We start from the raw sequence: 18,453 nt of genomic DNA on the forward strand, positions 1-18,453 counted from the left end.
TACAAGGAACTGATCTGCAAGGGCGCGTACTGGGGTGTCGCCAACCCGATGCTCGGGATGCCGGTCCGGCGGCGGCGCATCACGCAGTCTCAGGCGTCGCCGGTTGGACGGGCTCGGGTGGACGCGTCAACCGACGTACTCTGAAGGACATGCTGACGACTGACGAGGTGGTCGACGCGGCGGCGGTGCTCGCGGCGGCGGCGCAGATCATCGACGGACCGCCGAGTGAGATCCTCGACCGGCTGTCGACGGCGACCGCGGAGCTCGTCCGGCACCGCGCCGTCGCGCAGCTCGCCTCCCAGTGCGCGTCGACCCCGGTCACCGCGCACGGCGAGCCCGCGCTCGCGGAGGCGATCACCGGGGCCGACCTGGCCGCGTTGCTCGGCACCGTGACGGCCGGTCAGCCGTGGCAGGGCGTCGTACCGATCGCGGGCGCGGAGTATCCCGTCCTGGCCGTGTCCAGCGACCGGGCGCCGCGCGGATCCGTGGTCGTCTTCATCCGGTACGACGAGACGCCGACTGCCGCGGCCGCGGTCGTGCAGGAGCTGTGGGACCTGGTCACCATCCACATGTACCGGCTCACGCTCGAACGCGAACCGGGCGTGCTCGCGCAGAACCGGGCGGTCGCGGAGGCCCGGAACGACGTCGCCGCCGAGCTCGGTGAGGCGCACGCGGCCACGCTCGCCACGATCCTCGGCGTACTGCGGAACCAGCGGATCGACGACGCCTCAGCCCGGACGATGGCGGTCGAGATGGCGCTGAACGGCCTGTCCGACCTGCGTCACGACACTCAGCGGGACCGAGTGTGCAGTGGCGAGGAGCCGGCCGGGAAGGCGTTCGACCGGCTCGCCGACTCGCTCCGCGCGCTGCTCCGGCACGGCCCGGTCGACCTCGAGCTCGACACCCCGGGCAACGACAAGCTGATCCCGGCCGGGGTCGCGCACCGGGCCCGGGTCGCGGTCCGCTCGGTCGTGCTGGCGATGCTCACGCAGGACGGCGTACGGCGGATCCGCGTCGGCTGGCGGTGGAACGGCACGGACCTCGAGGCGACCGTCCGCGACGACGGCCCCGGCCGACTCGAGGACGTCCTGGACCTCGGTCAGCTGGCCGAGCGCCTCCGCCTGCACGAGGGCGACCTGGACCTGGACGCCGTACCGGGCTGGGGTCTCACCGCGCGCATCACCCTGCACGCCGGCTCCGCGCCCCAGACCGTCACCTCAGACCCGCTGGCGCCCCTCGGCACCCGCGAGCTCGAAGTCCTCGAACGCCTGGCCCAAGGTCACCGCAACCGCTCCATCGCCGACGACCTCCACATCAGCGAGTCGACGGTCAAGTTCCACGTGGCCAACATCCTCACCAAGCTCTCCGTCACGAGCCGCACCCAGGCAGCCGCCCTCTACCACGCAACCGCGCTCTAGAACGCCGCCCGTTTGTTAGCGTGGCCGGGGTGAGGCCCGATCGCCGACCCAGACGCCTCCACCGGCTCGTGCGCCGGTCAGCGGCCACCCTGCCGATGGCCAGGTTCTACGGGGTCATCCAGCCGCCCCTCGACCGGCTCGTCTATCGCCTGAGCCACGGCCGGACGAGCGCGACGGCCTGGCTGGCGGGGCTGCCGATCACCATGCTGACCACGACGGGCGCGCGGACCGGCCTGCCCAGGACGACGCCGTTGCTGGGGCTGCCGGACGGCGAGGAGATCATCCTGATCGCCTCCAACTACGGCCGCCCCGGCCACCCGGCCTGGTACTACAACCTCCGCGCCGACCAGCACGCCACGATCGTCATCGACGGCCAGAGCCGCGATGTCGTCGCCTACGAGCTACACGGCGCGGAGCGGGAGCGCGACTACCGGCGCGGTGAAGAGGTGTTCCCGGGGTTCACCCGGTACCGCCGGTGGGCAGCCGATCGCACGATTCCCGTGCTGCGGCTGCGCCCCGACGTCAGGACTCCTCGAGGCGAGGGAACAGCGGGTCGCCCTTCGTGAGGGTGGCGCCGGCCGGGAGCTGACCCCAGGTGGCCGCGTCCTGGACGCGCTGGTCCTTGAGCGAGCCGAGCTTCTCCTCGGCGCCGAGCAGGGTCCAGAGCTTGGCCGACGTCTTCGGCATGGTCGGATTGTGGAGTACGGCGACCGCCCGCAGCGCCTCGGCGGACGAGTACAGGATCGTGGCGAGCCGGTCGCGCTTCGAGTCGTCCTTGGCGACCTTCCACGGCTCCTGCTCGGTGACGTAGCCGTTGATCGCGCCGACCAGGTCGTTGATCGCGGCCAGCGCGTCGTGGAAGGCCAGGGTGTCGATCGCCTTGTCCGCGGTCGCCACCGTCTGGGCCAGCTTGTCCGCCAGCGCCTGCTCAGCCGGGCCGTGGTCGGTCGGCTCCGGCAGCACGCCGTCGAAGTACTTGCCGACCATCGCCGCGATCCGGCTGGCCAGGTTGCCCAGGCCGTTGGCGAGCTCGGAGGTGTAGACCGCGCTCAGGTGCTCCCACGAGAACGAGCCGTCCGAGCCGAACTGGATCGTGCGCAGGAAGTAGTACCGGAACGCGTCCGAGCCGAAGTGGTCGGTGATCTCGTGCGGCGCGATCGCGGTCAGCTTGGACTTGCTCATCTTCTCGCCGCCGACCAGCAGCCAGCCGTGCGCGAACACCTGCTTCGGCACCGCCACCCCGGCCGCCATCAGCATCGCCGGCCAGATCACCGCGTGGAACCGCAGGATGTCCTTGCCGACCAGGTGCACGTCGACCGGCCACAGCTCCTCGAACCGCTCCGGGTCGGTGCCGTAGCCCGCAGCGCTCACGTAGTTGAGCAGCGCGTCGATCCAGACGTAGAGGACATGCTCCTCGTCCCACGGGACCGGGATGCCCCAGTCGAAGGTCGACCGGGTGATCGACAGGTCCTGCAGGCCCTGCCTGACGAACGCGATCACCTCGTTGCGGGCGCTGGCCGGCGCCACGAAGTCGGGCTGCGACTCGTACAGCTCGATCAGCTTGTCGGCGTACGCCGAGAGCCGGAAGAAGTAGTTCGTCTCCGCGACCGTCTCGAGCTCGGTGCCGTGGATCATGCACCGCTGGGTGCCGTCCTCGTCGACCCGGATGTCCGCGGGCAGCTTGAACTCCTCGCAGCCGACGCAGTACAGGCCCTCGTACTGCCCCTGGTAGACGTCGCCCTTGTCGTAGAGCGTCTGCCAGAACTCGCGGACCCGCTCGGTGTGGCGCTGCTCGGTGGTCCGGATGAAGTCGTCGTACGCGATGTCGACGTCGACCCAGGCCGGCTTCCAGGCCTCCTCGACGAGCTTGTCGGTCCACTCCTTCGGCGACATGCCCTGGGCCTGCGCGCTGCGCATCACCTTCTCGCCGTGCTCGTCGGTACCGGTCAGGTACCACTTCCGCTCGCCGCGCTGCGCGTGCCAACGGGTGAGGACGTCCCCGGCCACGGTCGTGTACGCGCTGCCGATGTGCGGCGCGGCCGTGACGTAGTAGATCGGGGTGGTGACGTAATAGGCCTTCTCGGACATAAGGAAAAGGGTAGTGCCGCGCGCCAGCGCTATTTACCAGGGTCCCGGGCGGCGAGCACAGCGTCGTACACGGTCCGTTTGGGAACGTTGAAGCGCTTGGCCACATCCGCGATGGCCTGTTTGCGGGGTGTTCCGGCGTCCTCGTCGGTCGCGACCTCACGGGCGAGGTCTTCCGGGGTCAGCACCTTGTGCGGGTCCGCGCCCGCGACGACCACGGTGATCTCGCCGCGGACGCCGTCCGCCGCCCACTCGGCGAGCTCGGTGAGCGGGCCGCGCTTGACCTCTTCGTACGTCTTGGTGAGCTCGCGGCAGACCGCCGTACGACGGTCCGTGCCGAAGGCCTCCGCCATCGCCTCGAGGGATGCGGCCAGCCGGTGCGGAGCCTCGAAGAACACCATCGTCCGCGGCTCGTCCGCCAGCTCGCCCAGCCGCCGGGCCCGCTCCCCCGGCTTCCGCGGCAGGAAGCCCTCGAACGTGAACCGGTCCACCGGGAGCCCGGACAACGCCAGCGCGGTCAGCACGGCAGACGGCCCGGGTACGGCGGTGACGTCGACGCCGGCCTCGATCGCGGCGGCCACCAGCCGGTAGCCCGGGTCCGAGACGCTCGGCATGCCCGCGTCCGTCACGACGACCACGGTCTGTCCCGCGGTCAGCGCGTCCAGGAGCTCCGGGGTGCGTTCCCGCTCGTTGCCCTCGAAGTAGCTGACCACCCGGCCGGCGACCACGACGCCCAGCTCCGAGGTCAGCCGCCGCAGCCGGCGGGTGTCCTCCGCCGCCACCACATCGGCCTCGCCGAGCACTCTCCCGAGCCGGGGCGACGCGTCCAGGACGTCGCCGATAGGACTCCCCGCCAGTACCAATCGCCCGGTCACGGGCCCCATCATCGCAGTCCCAGGACGCACGGCGGGGCGCAGTGCTACTGGGGGCTCCGTACCATGGCGGTCGTGACTGCTGTGATCGAGGACGGTACCGCTCGGCGGGGAGACGCTGCCGAGGGGCGGGAAACGCTCGGGCGGGACGTGCTCGGGAGGCGGCTGCCACCGCTCAAGGAGCGGTTGTACCCGCCGATGCCGAAGGACTTCGAGGGCGGCTGGATCGCGACCCTGGCGATCACCGCGCTGGCCGGGTTCCTGCGGTTCTGGGACCTCGGCAACCCGGTGAAGTTCGTCTTCGACGAGACGTACTACGCCAAGGACGCGTTCAGCCTGCTCAAGTTCGGCTACGCGCGGCAGTTCATCGACCAGCCGGAGGGCGCCGCGGACAAGGCGATCCTGGCCGGCAACCTGGACGTCTTCAAGGACACCCCGAGCCTGACCGTGCACCCCGAGGTCGGCAAGTGGATGATCGCGGCCGGCGAGCAACTGTTCGGGATGAACACGTTCGGCTGGCGGTTCATGCCGGCCCTGTGCGGCACGCTCACCGTGCTGCTGCTGATCCGGACTGTACGGCGGATGACCCGGTCGACCCTGATCGGGTGTGTCGCCGGCCTGCTGCTCGCGGTCGACGGCCTGCACTTCGTGATGTCCCGGGTCGCGCTGCTCGACATCTTCCTGGCGTTCTGGCTGGTCGCCGCGGTCTCCTGCCTGGTCGCCGACCGGGACTGGACCAGGCGCCGGCACGCCGACTCCCTCGACACGCCGGTCCCGGATGGCGAGCGCCGTACCCTCGGCCGTTGGTTGCTGATCCGGCCGTGGCGGCTCGCGGCGGGCGTGTGCTTCGGGCTCGCGCTCGGCACCAAGTGGTCCGCGGTCTGGGTGATCGCCGGCTTCGGCCTCCTGACCTTCGCCTGGGACCTCGGCGCGCGCCGGGCGCTCGGCGTCCGGCACGCGTTCGTGAAGTCGGCGCTGGTCGACGGCATCCCGGCGTTCATCAGCCTCGTGCTGGTCGCGCTCGTCACCTACACCGCTACCTGGACCGGCTGGCTGCTGCACGACAACGCCTACGACCACGACTACGCGTCCAAGAACCCGGCGCACGGCGTGATGAAGGTGGTCCCGGACGACTTCCGGTCACTGATCCACTACCACCAGGAAGTGCTGGCCTTCCACACCGGCGACTACATCAAGAACGCCACCCACCCGTACGCCTCGAACCCGGCCGGCTGGCCGATCATCGCCCGCCCGATCGGGTTCGACGCGGTCAACGACATCAAGCCCGGCACGAACGGCTGCACCGCCCCGGCCGGGACGAACTGCCTGTCGGTGATCTCCGCCCTCGGGACGCCGCTGCTGTGGTGGGGTGGCGCGCTGGCGCTGCTCGCCGCACTGGTGCTCTGGGTCGCCCAGCGGGACTGGCGGTTCGGCATACCCATCGTCGGCTTCGTCACCTGCTGGGTGCCGTGGTTCGCGTTCGACGACAGACCGATCTTCTTCTTCTACGCCGTCACGATGGTCCCGTTCACGGTGATGGCGCTGTCCCTCGTCCTCGGCAAGGTCCTCGGCCCGGCCCGGACGGCGTTCGGCCAGGCCAGCCCTCGCCGCCTGATCGGCAGCGCGGTCGTCGGTGCCTTCGTCGTACTGGTCGTCCTGAACTTCGCCTACATCTGGCCGATCCTGACCGACCAGGTCATGCCGCACCCCGACTGGCTGCAGCGAATGTGGTTCAAGACCTGGATCTGAGGCCGTGTCCGGTCAGTGGTCCAGCCGGCCGTGGCCGCCGTGGTTCTTGAAGCGCTTCTTGTGGCGCTTGGAGGAGACCTGGCCGCCGACGCCGCCGAACAGGGCCAGGCCCTTCACGATGACCACGGGGGCGTTCGGGTCGGGTGAGTCGCCGCCGCGGGCGCCGAAGCCGCCGAAGATGCCCACGCCCTGGTTGCGGACCTCGACCGAGTCCGGCACGGTCAGGTCGATCCCGCCGAACACCGCGAACGCGTAGATCGTCACCTCGCGGCCCTCGAACACCGCGTCCGTCATGTCCAGGTCGTGCCCGCCGAAGATCGCGACTGCGTTGGTCCGGCGCTTGACCCGCCACCGGCCCTTCCGCTCGCCACCGCCGAAGACCGCGAACAAGGTGTCGAAGCTGTCCGACGGGTTGGCCGGCTCCTCGATCGGCACCGGGCTGCTCGACGGTACGGCGACCGGCGTCGCCTGCGCCGGGATGACGAGGTCCTGCGTGATCGGCTCGAGCTCGCCCAGGGTCCGCGCCTGCAGGGTCTGCTCGAGCCGCTCGGCGTGCTCGTCCTGCGTCAACCGGCCCGACATCAGCGCGTCCCGCAGTACGTCGACCACGCGGTCACGATCGGTGTCGGAAGCACGCAGGTGTGCGTGCGGGTGCTGGCGGTCGGGCAGGTTCTCCATAGCACCGAACGATAACTCCCTCAGCGTCGCACCCGCAGCGCAAATCCGACCGCTATCAGGGTGATCGACGCGAAAGTCAGGGCGGTGCCCGGGTATCCACCGAGCCCGAGGCCCAGACCACCGAGTGCGGCGCCGAGGAAGGTGCCGAGGCTCATGCCGGCCGCGTTGACGCTGAGCGCCGACCCACGCAGGTCGCCACTGCGGCGGACGAGCAAGGTGGTGACGCAGGCGGCGACGGTCGCGTGGCTCGCGCCCATGAGTGCGGTCAGCAGCAGGGTCAGCGGGAGGCTGGGCGAGAAGTAGAACGCGGACACGCTGGTGAGGGCAACAGCGAGACCGACCAGGAGCATCTTCTCGGGGCCGATCCAGGGGCGCTCGAGGGCGATGTAGCGGCCGGCCAGCAGGTTGCCGAGGAAGAACGACGCACCACTCAGCGACCACACCAGCGCGAACCAGCCCGGCGCGAGGTCGAACTTCTCGTCGTAGAACGCGGCGAGGTAGGCCAGGTAGCCCATGAACGCGGCTGTCCGCAGCATCGCGACCACGAGCAGTGGCAGCGCGCCGGGAATCCGGGCCAGCTCCCGGTAGGTCGCGAGGTAGCTCATCCGCTGCCCCGTCCTGAGCGGGGCCTTCCGGCCACGACCGCGCCAGAAGAACGCCGCCGACAACGCGAGCGAGATGACGGCGGCGGCGAGCAGGTTGCCGCGCCAGCCCCAAAGCATCCCTGGTACGGCGAGCAGCGGGGCGGCCAGCATCGCCATCGCCGACGTGGTCGCGGACACGAGCGTCGCCGCTCGCCCGGCCGCCGCCGGGGTCTTGAACCGGTCCGCCGCGGCGGCCCCGATCGACGGCGCCAGGATCGAGGTGGACGCACCGATCAACAGACAGAACGCGGCCAACGCGAACACATTGCCCACAGCACCCAACGCCGCCGAGATCCCCAGCAACGCCAGCCCACCGGCGGCCACCAACTCCCGCGCCATCCGATCGATCAGCGGCGCCAACGAGAACCCCACCACCAACGCCGCCAGACCACCGAGCCCCCGCAGCCCGCCGATCTCGGCCACGTTCCCACCCGCCGCCGCAGCAATCGGCACCAGGTACATCCCGAACACCGTGAACGGAATCAAACTCACCGCCGAAGCCACCAAGAACGGCCACAACCGCCGAGCCATCCGCCAGTCGCCCGGCACCTCGGCGGGAAGTGGTGGAGCGACAGGCGTCGCGATCGCGGGGTTCTGACTGGGGCTGCTCATGTGTCCGTCCTGGGGTAGCGGTAGAGGCTGCTCGGGCGGGAGCTGAACTGGGAGAAGGGGAAGGGCTCGGCGGAGAGGGCTGTGACGCCGTTGCCAAGGAAGGACCGGATCACGGCGCTTCCGGTCTGAGCATAGACCGCCAGCGGCTTCTCTTGCTGACGGCAACGATCAAGGAGTACGTCGAAAGACCCGTTGGACAAGGTCATCCCGGTCGCCACGACCGCATCGGCGGCATCGACAACCGCCGTCATGTCGCGGGAAACCGGCAACCCGGACGCGGTCTCGCGGAGGTTGAAGTCACACGGCAAACAGATCCCACCGCGCGCCGTGATCGCGTCGACCAGCGGGTTGACCACCCCGATCAACGCGACCTTGGTGCCCTCCGCAACCTCCAGCAGCCCGGCGACCGCCGCATCCCGGGCGCGTGCACGCACCTCCGGCGTACCGTCAGGAAGCACGATCTCCTCAGCCTCCGCCGATACGTGATGCGGCTCGACCGCGGCCAGGTAGGCGTCCAGCGCCGCGATCTTTACAGGTAGCGGGCTGTCGGTGATCAGCTCGGCCAGCGATCGGCCCGAGGCCTCGGCGCAGTACGACGGGTCAAGCTCATCCGCCTCGAACGAGCATGCGCCAAACACCTCGCCGACCCGCAACAACACGTAGTAGTTCCGGTAGGTCACATCAGCCCCGGGCAGCCGGGTGGTGTGGTGCAGCCAGAAAGCACTCACCACGGGGAGCGTGGACGGGTCGGGACCGAGCGCACCAGCGAGGACGTCGGAGGTGAGAGCAGCCACGGAAGCGGTCATGGCAGATCGGCCAGCCTTTCGGGGTCGTAAGTCAGGGCGGACAACTCTGGACGACCCGCGGGCTGGAAGCAGTACAGCAGCGAGCGGCGATCGGACGCGGTCCGGTTCGGCGCCGAGCGGTGCACCATCAGCCCGGGGAACATGAGGACCGACCCGGCCGGCGCCTCCACCGTCACCGCGCGGGACGCGTCGACGACCAGTGGATCCACCAGCAGACCGGTCGGGTCCTGCGGATCCCGGCGTACCGGGCCCTCCGCAGGACTCCCTGGAATCAACGTCATCGCGCCGTTGGCCACGGTGTTGTCGTCGAGCATCACGATCGCGGTCGCGATGTCGTACGCCGCCTCGCCGGCAGCCGCTCGACTTCCGTTGCCGTGAACAACTCCCGCAGCACCACATACGCCATACAGATTCCTTCCCCGCCCCACCACCCCGGTCAGGCACACCCTCCAGCTTAATGCGACGGGGTCGCAGATGGGAACTCTTCACGCCGGAGCAGCGCCGACTCCCGACGGTCCCAGGACATCGCCGACCACGGCACCGCAAGCTCCTCCAGCGAGGCGATCTCCCGCGGCCGCATCGACGCCATCGGCCGCGCCTCGGCATGACGGGCAAAAGCGGACTCGACGTACCGGGTGCCCGTGTCGGCCGCGAGGAAGACATGCTTGCGACCGCTGTCGCAGTTGTGCTCCCACAACGCCGACAGGTACGCCGCCCCCGCCGACAGGCCCGCGAAGACACCAGACGTCCGCAGCAGGTCCACAGCCGCCGACATCGCGTACTCGAACGAGACCCAGTGCAGCCGGTCGTACAGCTCGTGCCGCACGTTCCGGAACTCGATCGAGCTGCCGATCCCGGCGATGATCATCTCCGGGTCCTGGGTGTGCCCGGCCCCGAACGTGATGCTGCCGAACGGCTGCACCCCGACCAGGTTCACGTCCCGGCCGCGGTTGCGCAGGTACTCCGCGATCGCGCCGGTCGACGCACCGGTCCCGACCCCGCCGACCAGGCACAGCGTCCCGTCCGGCACCAGGTCGTTCACCAGGTCGGCGACCGCGCCGTACCCGAGGTAGTGGATGTCGTCGTGGTACTGCTGCATCCAGTGGTACGTCGGGTTCTCGCGCAGGATCTCGCCGATCCGCCGGACCCGCAGGTTCTGGTCGAGCTGCAGGTTGTTCGACGACGGCACCTGCTCGACGGTCGCGCCGAGGATCTCGAGCTGGATCTTCAGTGTCCGGTCGACCGTGGTGGAGCCCACGATGTGGCACCGCATCCCGTACCGGTGGCAGGCCAGCGCCAGCGCGTGCGCGTAGATCCCGCTCGAGCTGTCGATCAGCGTGTCGCCGGGCCGGACCGCGCCGGTCTCCAGCAGGTTGCGTACGGCGCCGAGCGCGGAGTACACCTTCATCGTCTCGAACCGCAGGCAGATCAGGTCGTCCCCTGATCGGGAACTGACCCGGATCGGATCCGGGTCCTTGATCGCCTCCGCCAGGTGGTCGTGCAGTCGCGTCATCGGCGCGATTCGCTCCTCATGTCGGGGGTCGGCACGGGCGGAGATTCGGGGCGTCCGAGCCGGGCGGCGCTCACCAGCCGCCGGGTCAGCTCGGACGTGGGGCCGGACATCACGGTCGCCGGTGGGCCCTCCTCGACGACGCGGCCGGCGTCGATCACCAGGACGTGATCGGACACCGCCGCGACCAGGCCGAGGTCGTGGCCGATCCAGACCAGCGCGGTGCCGCGGTCCTTCAGCTCGGCGAGCAGCTCGACGACGAGCGTCGTACCTCGGTCGTCGAGGGCGGTCGTGATCTCGTCGCAGATCAGCACGTCGGGGTGTGCGAGGACGGCCCGGGCGAGCGCGGCGCGTTGGAGTTCGCCGCCTGACAACCGGCTTGGCGGTCGGGCCGCGGTGATCGCCGAGACTCCCAGGCGAGCCAGAATCTCTACGGCCTCGGCATGGGCTTCTTTTGCGGGGAGGTCGCGGAGTCGTTGGGCGGTCCGAGCGACCTGCTGGTCGACGGTACGGCGTTCGTCGAACGAGCCGCGGACTTCCTGCCAGACGTACTGGACTCGGCGATTCTGCTCGAGCGATCGCTTCCGGAGGACGGGGAGGTGTTCGCCGTCCAGCAGGATCTTGCCGGTGTGGCGTTCGTGGAGGCCGGCCAGGGTACGGGCGAGCGTGGTCTTGCCGCTGCCGGAGCGGCCGACCACGCCGATGCACTGGCCTGGCCGGACGGCGAGGTCGACGTCGTGCAGGATCGGGTCCCGGCCGCGGGTGAGTGATGCCGTGAGGCTTGTTGCCTGGAGCAATGGTTTGGCCGGCGCGGGGGTGCTTGGTCGCGGGAGCTCCAGCTTCGCGGGCAGCACCTCGGGACCGCCGGCGTCCACGACCTGCCCGGCGGACAGTACGACGACGTGCTCGGCGAGCGCGCGGACGAGATCGAGGTCGTGGCTGAGCAGCAGAATCCCGAGCCCGTCGGCCGCCAGGTCTTCCAACTCGTTGACCAACTGCAGCCGGGTGATCGAGTCGAGCCCTGTGCTGGGCTCGTCCAAGACGAGCACCTTGGGCCGGCAGGTCAACGCCTGAGCCAACGCAATCCGCTGCCGCTGCCCACCCGAGAACTGATGCGGAAACCGCCGCAACGTCTCCCGATCGTCCGCCAACTGCGCCGCCCGCAACGCCTCCCGCACCACCCTCTCCCCCGGATGGTGCAACCCCTCCAACTCCCGCAACGTGGCCCCCACCCGCCGCGCCGGATTCAACGCACTCCCCGGATGCTGAGGCATGTAAGCCACCACCCGCCCCCGGACGCCGGCCGCCTGGTCCGTAGGCCCGCCCCCGTCAACAACCACCCGCCCCTCAACCTCAACCGAGCCTTTGAGCCGCACCCCAGTCCCGTGCTCACCAAGCAACGCGAGGGCGGAGGTCGTCTTTCCAGACCCCGAGGCGCCGACGAGTGCCGTCACCCGCCCGCCCCACACCTCAAACGAAACCCCATCCACCAGAATCGCCGACCCAGCACTCGCCTCAAGCCCAGCAACCCGCACAAGCACCCGCCCAGCAGGCGGGGCGTTCATCGGGTCACCTCCGCCGGGCGGCGGGTTTGGTGGACGAGGCGGTCGGCCAGGAGGTTGAAGCCGAGGGTGAAGGAGACCAGCAGGAGAGCCGGGGCGAGGACCGACCACGGTTGGAGGAGGAGGCCTTCGCGGTTTCGGGAGACGCTGACGGCCCAGTCGGGGGCGGTGGGGCTCAGGCCTAGGCCCAGGAAGTTGACTGAGGCGACCAGGAAGACGGCCAGCGTGATCCGGGTCCCGATGTCGGCGGCGACAGGGCCGAGGACTGCGCGGCCGACGTACCCGAGTTGAACGCCGATCCAACTCTCCCGCTGCATCCGAAGCGCCTCGACGACCGGGCTGCTCGCGGCATCCAACGCCGCCGCCCGCACCAACCGCGCCACCGTCGGAACGTTGACCATGGCAACAGCCAGCGTGATCGCGAACGCCGACGCCCGCCACCCGACGGCCACCACACTGATCACCAGCAGCGACGGCAACGGCAGCAGTACGTCGAGCGGCCGGATCAACGCCTCGTCCAACCACCGATGCCGAGTCGAAGCCGCAACCAACCCGATCAATCCGCCGACGACATACGCAATCGCCACCGCACCAAAGGCCATCCCCAGCGCCGTCCGGCCACCGTCCAGCACCAACTGCAGAACATCCCGCCCAAGCCCATCCGTGCCCAGCACACCCTGCGAGTCATAGGGCAGCCCAGGCGTCGCCCGCACGTCGATGAAGGGCCCAAATACAGCCACCACCAGCGGCGCGACGACCAGCGTCGCCGACACCGCCACCGGGAACCGCGCAGCAAGCCGCCTCATCGCAGCAACTCCGTGCGCGGCACCAACCGGTTGCACACCAAGTCCGCGCCAAGGTTGATCACCAACGCAGCCACCGCCAGCACCAGCGTCAGTCCCTGCGCCACCGGCACGTCCCGCGTCTCCACCCCATCCACGAGCGCCGTGGCAAACCCAGGAATCGCGAAGATCGCCTCCACCACCAAAACTCCACCCAGCAAGGTGTCCCCGGTCCGCGCCAACTCCTGCACCCCAGGCACAGCCGCATTCGGCAACACGTGCCGCAACAACAACCGCCGCCGCGGCACCCCGAGCCGCCGAGCCTGTACGACGTACTCCGCCTGCAGAGCCGTGATCGTCCCCGCCCGCACCTGCCGCGACAGCAGACACACCGTCCTACCAAGCAACACCGCGACCGGCAGCACCAGCAACACCGGACTCGCCAGCAGATCGCCGCCGATCCACGTGGCCGGCAGCCAGCCGAGCTTGAGCGAGAACACCGCCACCAACAGCACCGCGATCACGAAGTCCGGAATCGCACTCAGGGCCAGCGTCACCGACGTGATCGCCCGATCCAACCGCCCGTTCTCCCGCGTCCCCATCACGATGCCCAAGGCAACGGCCAGCGGGACCACAACGGCCAGGGTGGCCAGCGTCAGCACCAGCGTCGCCCCGACCGAAGCCTTGACGATGTCGATCACCGGCCCGCCACTGATCAGCGACGTACCCAGATCTCCCGTGAGCACATTGCCGAACCAGTGCGTGAACCGCTCGACCGCAGGCTGATCCAGCCCCAGCTGCGCCCGCATCCGATCGACCTGCTCAGGCGTCAGCGTCTCGGTGAACCGCATCTCGGCCGCATCACCAGGAAGCAAAGCGGTCAGGACGAAGACGAGCACGGACAGTACGGCGAGCTGGACGACGGCGAGCGCAGCACGGTGCGCGGCGTACGACCGCATTCAGGCCAGCCACACCTTGTCGAACCGGCCGAAGTCCACGGTGTTCGGCGGCACCGCGTCGACACCCTGCACCTTGGACGACACCGCGACCAGGTAGTCCGGCAGGCCCCAGGCCAGGATGCCGCCCTCGTCCCGGAGCGTCTTCTGCAGTACGCCGTACTTCGCCGATCGGGCCGCCTCGTCGGTCAGCACCTGCGCGGCGGCGAACTCGGCGTCGAACCCGGGCCGGCGCCAGTGCGTGACGTTGAACGGCGACTTGGTCAGCAACCGGTCGGTGACGTACTGCGGGATCGGCATCGCGCCGGACCGGTGGTTGCCGATCACGCCCTTGGTCAGCAGATCCTTGGTGTAGGTCAACGGGCTGCCGGTGGTGACCTTCAGCCTCACCCCGGCCTCGGCGACCTGCTCCGCGAACAGCGTGGCCGCCTCGACGAACCCGGCCGACGCGTCGGCGGTGAAGATCTCGATCTCCTTGCCCACCAGGCCGGCCTTCTTCAGCAACGTCTTCGCCTGCTCGACGTCACGCTCCCGCTGCGGCAGGCCGTCGGGGTAGTACTGGTAGCCCTTGCCGAACAGATCGTTGCCGACGGCACCACGACCGGCGAGCACCACGTCGACGAGCCGTTGCCGGTCGGCGAGCAGCTTGAACGCCAGCCGGACGTCCGGGTTGTCGAACGGCGGCCGGTCGCACTTCATCACGAACGCCTGCATGGTGCTGGCCTTCGCGGCGACGATCCGGATCGTCTTGCCGGCTTCCGCCGTACGCGCGAAGGTCGCGGTCATGTCGTTCGCATACTCGGCCTGTCCACCCTGTACGGCGTTCGCGCGGGCCTCGGAGTCGGCCGAGAGGATGTGCAGCTCCTCGATCCGCGCCGGGTCTTCCCAATAGTCGCCGTACCGACTGGCAAACATCGACCGGCCGGCCTCGAACGAGACGAACCGGAACGGGCCGGTGCCTACCGGCTTGGTGGGATCGGTGAAGCCGTCGCGGACGATCTGGGTGCCGATTCCGGCCAGCAGGGCAGGGAATTCGGCGTTCGGCGCGGACAGCGTCAGCTCGACGGTCCGCGGGTCGATCGCCTTGGAGCGACGCAGATCCACGGTGGCCAGTGACGACTGGGCGACCCGTTCGGGCGTCTTCGGGTCGGCGATCCGGGCCAGGCTGTAGAGCACGTCCTCGCTGGTCAGCTTGTTGCCGTCGTGGAACATCGCGTCCCGGAGCGTGAACCGCCAGGTCGTTGCCTGCTTGTCGCTCTCCCACTTCTCCGCCAGCCGCGGCACCGGCTTCAGGTCGGGGCCGAGCTCGACCAGCTTGTCGTACATCGCCTTGTGCCGCGCGATGTCGACAAACAGGCTCTGGACATGCGGGTCGAGCACTTCCTTGGCACCGCCACCGGCGTACACGGCCCGCAGCCGGCCGCCCTGCGTGGGCTGAGCCGCGGCCTGGCCGTCGGATCCACATCCGGTCAGCGCCGCCAGACCCAGTCCGCCGGCCACCCCCAGGAACGCTCGTCTGTTCAGTCGGTCGGACATGCGCGTTTCCTTCACGGTAGAGGTCCGGCGACGCCCCACGGTCACCCGCCGCCGGTCATGCATCCTGCCGTTAATGAAAATCGTTGTCAAATTCAGCGCGCATCCGAATGAGACGACATCATTCTTTCCGCCGGAGTCACGCCGCGCCCTCCGTGACGGCGTGTCACCATCCGCTATCACCGAGTACCCGGAGTCACCTGCGACAGATCCACAACTCAGGCCGCCCGTCCGGCACCGTCATTCACCCGCGACCAGCGGACGTTCCGACAATCCGCCGCGGCCGGCGAACTCGACACACCTTCGCGACGCGAGCTCGACGTGCCTGCAGGGCGCGCGTCGCCGCGCGACCGTTGGCTTGCGCTCACGCTGCTGCTCGGCCCGTGCTTTGCTGACCGCCGGCTCGACTCCCAGGCTTGGCCTCGCGAGATCGAGCAACTGTCCGCGACAGCCTCTGGGACAGCTGTACTTCGTGGCGCCGGAAGGGTCCGCCCTGCTCGGCGTCGGCGTACCGGCACTCGCAGGCACTGGTCGTCGGTATGGCGTTGCCCGCCGCAACGATCCTGATCGCACTCGGCCTCGACTCCGGCAACCAGTCCGCCGGCCATCTGCTGCTGGGCGGTCTGCTACTGATCGGCGGCGTACCGACTGTTCTCCTCGGCTGGAGGCGGTCAGCAGACGCCCGCTGACTCCTGATCGGCGGCGCCACCATCCTCGCCCTCACCACCCTGCAGCTACCAGCCGCCTCCTCATCCACCCACCGAGGCGACTGAGACACCAGCCGCCGGGACCCCGGCGACCGACCGTCCGGCCGCTGCCGCATTGGCAGCGGCCGGACGGTTTCAGGCGGCGGTCCGTACCGTGGCGAGGGCGTTGCTCCAGCTGACCACCTGGTCGAGCATCGCGTGCACCGCCGGCTCCTGGTACGCAGCCGGCGTGAACTCCCTGTAATCCTTGAAGTCCGTGGCCAGCGACAGCGTGACCTGATTACGTACGTCAGCCACCTTCAGCTCCCCCATCACCAGCCGCAGATGCTCGACCGCGCGAGCACCGCCGACCGCCCCATAGCTGACGAACCCCGCCGCCTTGTCGTTCCACTCCTTGAACAGGAAGTCGATCGCGTTCTTCAGCGCACCCGAGGTCGAGTGGTTGTACTCCGGCGTGACGAACACGAACCCGTCGAAGCCGTCGATCGTCTCGGCCCAGGCCAGCGTGTGCGGCTGCGTGTACTGCCCCATCGACGGCGGAATCGCCTCATCCAGGTGCGGCAACTCGTACTCCGCGATGTCGACCAACTCGAACTCGGCGTCACCACGCTGCTTGGCGATATCCAGCACCCATTTCGCCACGGCCTCACCGTTCCGACCAGGCCGAGTGCTACCGAGGATGATCCCAATCTTGGGCATGACAGTTCCTTCACAAGGAGGAGCCAACAGGCTCTTTGATGATGCATCATCAAAATACCCCACCGAGATGACACGTCAACCCGAAGGACACCGCAGCGACAGCCTCCTTGCCGCCTCCGGCGGGTGCGCGCAAACTGTGTCCACCGCCAGCCCGGCTCGGCGCCGAACCATGGGGTCAGTCACAGGACGCACGACGGACACCGCAACGCAGCGGCGGTCTTCTCCCCCCTTCGGCGGATGCGCGAACTGCATCAAGCCCCGCCACGTAGGCGCCCATCCCTGGGTTTGTCGCACGACGATGGCCAAACACCGCTACCCGGCGACTGCCTTGCTACCGCCTCCGGCGGCGTGCGCAAACCGCGTCACGCTCCAGCCACGTTGACGCCGAGTGCCCGGTGGCCAGTCAGCCGGCCGACGCCGCTACCCAGGGACCTCCTGTCCGCCGCCTCCGACTGCAGCCACAAGACAGCCGCCGCGGTGTCGGTTCGTGTACTCGGTGATATGTCAACAGAAGTCCGTATGATGGTTGAATGACGGATTCGCGGTGGCTGGATGCGCGGGAGGCGCGGCTGTGGCAGTCGTACCGTGACGCGTACCGCGAGTTGATGCGTGCGCTGGAGACCCGGCTGATCAGCAACTCAGGCCTGTCCGGTGCGGACTACGCGCTGCTGCACCCGTTGTCTGTCGCGGAGGACGGCGTACTGCGCACCCGCGACCTCGGCAAGTCAGTCGGCTGGGAGCGGAGCCGCCTCTCGCACCAGGTCAGCCGGATGGAGAAGCGTGGCCTGGTCTGCCGCGAGGAGTGCGTCTCCGACGCCCGGGGCTCGATGGTCCGCCTGACGGACATCGGCCGAAAGGCCATCGAGGCAGCCGCCCCCGACCACGTCGACGCAGTACGCACGTACTTCTTCGACCATCTGACCCCCGAAGAGCAGGACCAACTAACAACCGTCCTCGAACGCATCGTCAACACCATCCCCACAGACCCCTGCGCCCCCTCAACCTGCGACGAGTAACCCGCCCACGCCGGCCGCCGCCGCAGCCCCCTCGGACCGCCCGCAGCAACCACACCACCTCCCAAGCGGGATCCATCACGCACCCCGCGAGCCACCTGGTGCACGCCAACCCTCCCCAAAGCGTGGCTTGGCAAGCGAACTGGCGACCCGGGCCCACCCCAACCGGCGAGGCACCACGCTGGAACCGGCGACGTTGCCGAGTCGTCGATTTCGGTTCTTCTCCGAGCGGATCTACAACAGAAATCCACAACTCGACGAACCACCTCCGTTTGTACGGCGGCGTGGCTGGAGCGGGGGGTGTGCTCCCCAGTTCAGTCCAAGGCGGCCGACAGGACGACCGCCGCGAGGCGGAGTGCTCCAAGCGACCCGCAAGCCACCCAGCACCCGGCCCCAGACGGCCGACGCAGTCCCGCAAACCGCCGAGGCACCCAACACAGCCGGCACCTCAGGCGGCCAACAACCAGCCGCCGCGCAGCGGTGACCGATCGGCGAGGTTGCCGAGTCGTCGATTTCGGTTCTTCTCCGAGCGGATCTACAACAGAAATCCACAACTCGACGAACCACCTCCGTTTGTACGGCGGCGTGGCTGGAGCGGGGGGTGTGCTCCCCGGTTCAGTCCAAGGCGGCCGACAGGACGACCGCCTCGAAGCGGAGTGCTCCAAGCGACCCGCAAGCCACCCAGCACCCGGCGCCAGACGGCCGACACAGTCCGGCAAACCGCCGAGGCCCCCAACACAGCCGGCACCTCAGGCGGCCAACAACCAGCCGCCGCGCAGCGGTGACCGATCGGCGAGGTTGCCGAGTCGTCGATTTCGGTTCTTCTC

At 69.2% G+C, this 18,453-nt stretch carries 17 protein-coding genes; 5 read left to right on the forward strand and 12 right to left on the reverse strand.

The genetic code is table 11. The annotated features are described in order from the left end of the window. Nucleotides 1–149: 149 nt before the first annotated feature. Nucleotides 150–1,418, forward strand: coding sequence for a helix-turn-helix transcriptional regulator (locus AB0H36_RS20570; RefSeq protein WP_360525347.1), 1,269 nt, complete (start codon nt 150–152; stop codon nt 1,416–1,418). Between the two features lie 95 nt (nt 1,419–1,513). Beyond that, the gene (locus tag AB0H36_RS20575; RefSeq protein WP_360525350.1) at nt 1,514–1,984 is read left to right on the forward strand and encodes a nitroreductase family deazaflavin-dependent oxidoreductase; all 471 of its coding nucleotides are present in this window, start codon (nt 1,514–1,516) and stop codon (nt 1,982–1,984) included. Here AB0H36_RS20575 and metG read toward each other — a convergent pair. Both metG and rsmI read right to left on the reverse strand, forming a co-directional pair. Beyond that, nucleotides 1,941–3,506 carry a methionine--tRNA ligase gene (metG, locus tag AB0H36_RS20580; protein ID WP_360525353.1) on the reverse strand — a complete coding sequence of 522 codons (1,566 nt, stop codon included), beginning with the start codon at nt 3,504–3,506 and terminating at the stop codon, nt 1,941–1,943. The genes AB0H36_RS20575 and metG overlap by 44 nt on opposite strands. A 29-nt stretch (nt 3,507–3,535) precedes the next feature. Next, nucleotides 3,536–4,387 (reverse strand): 16S rRNA (cytidine(1402)-2'-O)-methyltransferase, encoded by an 852-nt coding sequence (gene rsmI / locus AB0H36_RS20585; protein ID WP_360525356.1) that lies wholly within the window; start codon nt 4,385–4,387, stop codon nt 3,536–3,538. Between the two features lie 186 nt (nt 4,388–4,573). Between rsmI and AB0H36_RS20590 the strand changes: the two genes are divergently transcribed. After that, nucleotides 4,574–6,124, forward strand: a complete 1,551-nt coding sequence (locus AB0H36_RS20590) for a phospholipid carrier-dependent glycosyltransferase (protein WP_360525521.1) — start codon at nt 4,574–4,576, stop codon at nt 6,122–6,124. Between the two features lie 12 nt (nt 6,125–6,136). On the opposite strand, the gene AB0H36_RS20595 is transcribed toward AB0H36_RS20590, so the two are convergent. The 9 genes from AB0H36_RS20595 to AB0H36_RS20635 are packed head-to-tail and all read right to left on the reverse strand — an operon-like array spanning nt 6,137 to nt 15,210. After that, nucleotides 6,137–6,802: a DUF1707 domain-containing protein gene (locus AB0H36_RS20595; protein ID WP_360525359.1), complete on the reverse strand. Its 666-nt coding sequence runs from the start codon at nt 6,800–6,802 to the stop codon at nt 6,137–6,139. A 20-nt stretch (nt 6,803–6,822) separates the two neighbouring features. Next, nucleotides 6,823–8,058, reverse strand: a complete 1,236-nt coding sequence (locus AB0H36_RS20600; RefSeq protein WP_360525362.1) for an MFS transporter — start codon at nt 8,056–8,058, stop codon at nt 6,823–6,825. Next, nucleotides 8,055–8,864, reverse strand: coding sequence for a DUF364 domain-containing protein (locus AB0H36_RS20605; protein WP_360525365.1), 810 nt, complete (start codon nt 8,862–8,864; stop codon nt 8,055–8,057). The genes AB0H36_RS20600 and AB0H36_RS20605 overlap by 4 nt, the downstream gene beginning before the upstream one ends. After that, a complete protein-coding gene (locus AB0H36_RS20610; RefSeq protein WP_360525368.1) occupies nt 8,861–9,310 on the reverse strand; it encodes a phytanoyl-CoA dioxygenase family protein in 450 nt (149 codons plus the stop codon). Before AB0H36_RS20610 ends, AB0H36_RS20605 begins: the two co-directional genes overlap by 4 nt. A gap of 8 nt (nt 9,311–9,318) precedes the next feature. Further along, nucleotides 9,319–10,377 (reverse strand): pyridoxal-phosphate dependent enzyme, encoded by a 1,059-nt coding sequence (locus tag AB0H36_RS20615; protein ID WP_360525371.1) that lies wholly within the window; start codon nt 10,375–10,377, stop codon nt 9,319–9,321. Continuing rightward, nucleotides 10,374–11,939 (reverse strand): ATP-binding cassette domain-containing protein, encoded by a 1,566-nt coding sequence (locus tag AB0H36_RS20620; RefSeq protein ID WP_360525374.1) that lies wholly within the window; start codon nt 11,937–11,939, stop codon nt 10,374–10,376. The genes AB0H36_RS20615 and AB0H36_RS20620 overlap by 4 nt, the downstream gene beginning before the upstream one ends. Continuing rightward, on the reverse strand, nt 11,936–12,742 hold the full coding sequence (locus AB0H36_RS20625; protein ID WP_360525377.1) for an ABC transporter permease subunit: 807 nt from the start codon (nt 12,740–12,742) through the stop codon (nt 11,936–11,938). The genes AB0H36_RS20620 and AB0H36_RS20625 overlap by 4 nt, the downstream gene beginning before the upstream one ends. Continuing rightward, nucleotides 12,739–13,677, reverse strand: coding sequence for an ABC transporter permease (locus AB0H36_RS20630; RefSeq protein ID WP_360525379.1), 939 nt, complete (start codon nt 13,675–13,677; stop codon nt 12,739–12,741). The genes AB0H36_RS20625 and AB0H36_RS20630 overlap by 4 nt, the downstream gene beginning before the upstream one ends. After that, nucleotides 13,678–15,210, reverse strand: a complete 1,533-nt coding sequence (locus AB0H36_RS20635) for an ABC transporter substrate-binding protein (RefSeq protein WP_360525382.1) — start codon at nt 15,208–15,210, stop codon at nt 13,678–13,680. It lies immediately after the preceding gene. Nucleotides 15,211–15,746: 536 nt separating this feature from the next. On the opposite strand from AB0H36_RS20635, the gene AB0H36_RS20640 reads away from it, so the two are divergent. Further along, nucleotides 15,747–15,896 (forward strand): hypothetical protein, encoded by a 150-nt coding sequence (locus tag AB0H36_RS20640; RefSeq protein WP_360525384.1) that lies wholly within the window; start codon nt 15,747–15,749, stop codon nt 15,894–15,896. A 153-nt stretch (nt 15,897–16,049) separates the two neighbouring features. On the opposite strand, the gene AB0H36_RS20645 is transcribed toward AB0H36_RS20640, so the two are convergent. After that, on the reverse strand, nt 16,050–16,613 hold the full coding sequence (locus tag AB0H36_RS20645) for an NAD(P)H-dependent oxidoreductase (protein ID WP_360525387.1): 564 nt from the start codon (nt 16,611–16,613) through the stop codon (nt 16,050–16,052). Nucleotides 16,614–17,143: 530 nt separating this feature from the next. On the opposite strand from AB0H36_RS20645, the gene AB0H36_RS20650 reads away from it, so the two are divergent. Then, nucleotides 17,144–17,629 (forward strand): MarR family winged helix-turn-helix transcriptional regulator, encoded by a 486-nt coding sequence (locus tag AB0H36_RS20650; protein ID WP_360525390.1) that lies wholly within the window; start codon nt 17,144–17,146, stop codon nt 17,627–17,629. The last annotated feature ends 824 nt before the right edge of the window (nt 17,630–18,453 follow it).

It is taken from the genome of Kribbella sp. NPDC050820 (assembly GCF_040653975.1).
Classification (GTDB): Bacteria; Actinomycetota; Actinomycetes; order Propionibacteriales; family Kribbellaceae; genus Kribbella.

Excerpts from the sequence above, each read along its gene's own strand:
- AB0H36_RS20625 (WP_360525377.1), bottom strand. The coding sequence starts at position 12,742 with ATGAGGCGGCTTGCTGCGCGGTTCCCGGTGGCGGTGTCGGCGACGCTG.
- AB0H36_RS20600 (WP_360525362.1), bottom strand. The coding sequence starts at position 8,058 with ATGAGCAGCCCCAGTCAGAACCCCGCGATCGCGACGCCTGTCGCTCCA.
- AB0H36_RS20595 (WP_360525359.1), bottom strand. The coding sequence starts at position 6,802 with ATGGAGAACCTGCCCGACCGCCAGCACCCGCACGCACACCTGCGTGCT.
- AB0H36_RS20620 (WP_360525374.1), bottom strand. The coding sequence starts at position 11,939 with ATGAACGCCCCGCCTGCTGGGCGGGTGCTTGTGCGGGTTGCTGGGCTT.
- rsmI (WP_360525356.1), bottom strand. The coding sequence starts at position 4,387 with ATGGGGCCCGTGACCGGGCGATTGGTACTGGCGGGGAGTCCTATCGGC.
- AB0H36_RS20605 (WP_360525365.1), bottom strand. The coding sequence starts at position 8,864 with ATGACCGCTTCCGTGGCTGCTCTCACCTCCGACGTCCTCGCTGGTGCG.
- AB0H36_RS20630 (WP_360525379.1), bottom strand. The coding sequence starts at position 13,677 with ATGCGGTCGTACGCCGCGCACCGTGCTGCGCTCGCCGTCGTCCAGCTC.
- AB0H36_RS20590 (WP_360525521.1), top strand. The coding sequence starts at position 4,574 with ATGCCGAAGGACTTCGAGGGCGGCTGGATCGCGACCCTGGCGATCACC.
- AB0H36_RS20570 (WP_360525347.1), top strand. The coding sequence starts at position 150 with ATGCTGACGACTGACGAGGTGGTCGACGCGGCGGCGGTGCTCGCGGCG.
- AB0H36_RS20640 (WP_360525384.1), top strand. The coding sequence starts at position 15,747 with ATGGCGTTGCCCGCCGCAACGATCCTGATCGCACTCGGCCTCGACTCC.
- AB0H36_RS20575 (WP_360525350.1), top strand. The coding sequence starts at position 1,514 with ATGGCCAGGTTCTACGGGGTCATCCAGCCGCCCCTCGACCGGCTCGTC.
- AB0H36_RS20615 (WP_360525371.1), bottom strand. The coding sequence starts at position 10,377 with ATGACGCGACTGCACGACCACCTGGCGGAGGCGATCAAGGACCCGGAT.
- AB0H36_RS20650 (WP_360525390.1), top strand. The coding sequence starts at position 17,144 with ATGACGGATTCGCGGTGGCTGGATGCGCGGGAGGCGCGGCTGTGGCAG.
- metG (WP_360525353.1), bottom strand. The coding sequence starts at position 3,506 with ATGTCCGAGAAGGCCTATTACGTCACCACCCCGATCTACTACGTCACG.
- AB0H36_RS20645 (WP_360525387.1), bottom strand. The coding sequence starts at position 16,613 with ATGCCCAAGATTGGGATCATCCTCGGTAGCACTCGGCCTGGTCGGAAC.
- AB0H36_RS20635 (WP_360525382.1), bottom strand. The coding sequence starts at position 15,210 with ATGTCCGACCGACTGAACAGACGAGCGTTCCTGGGGGTGGCCGGCGGA.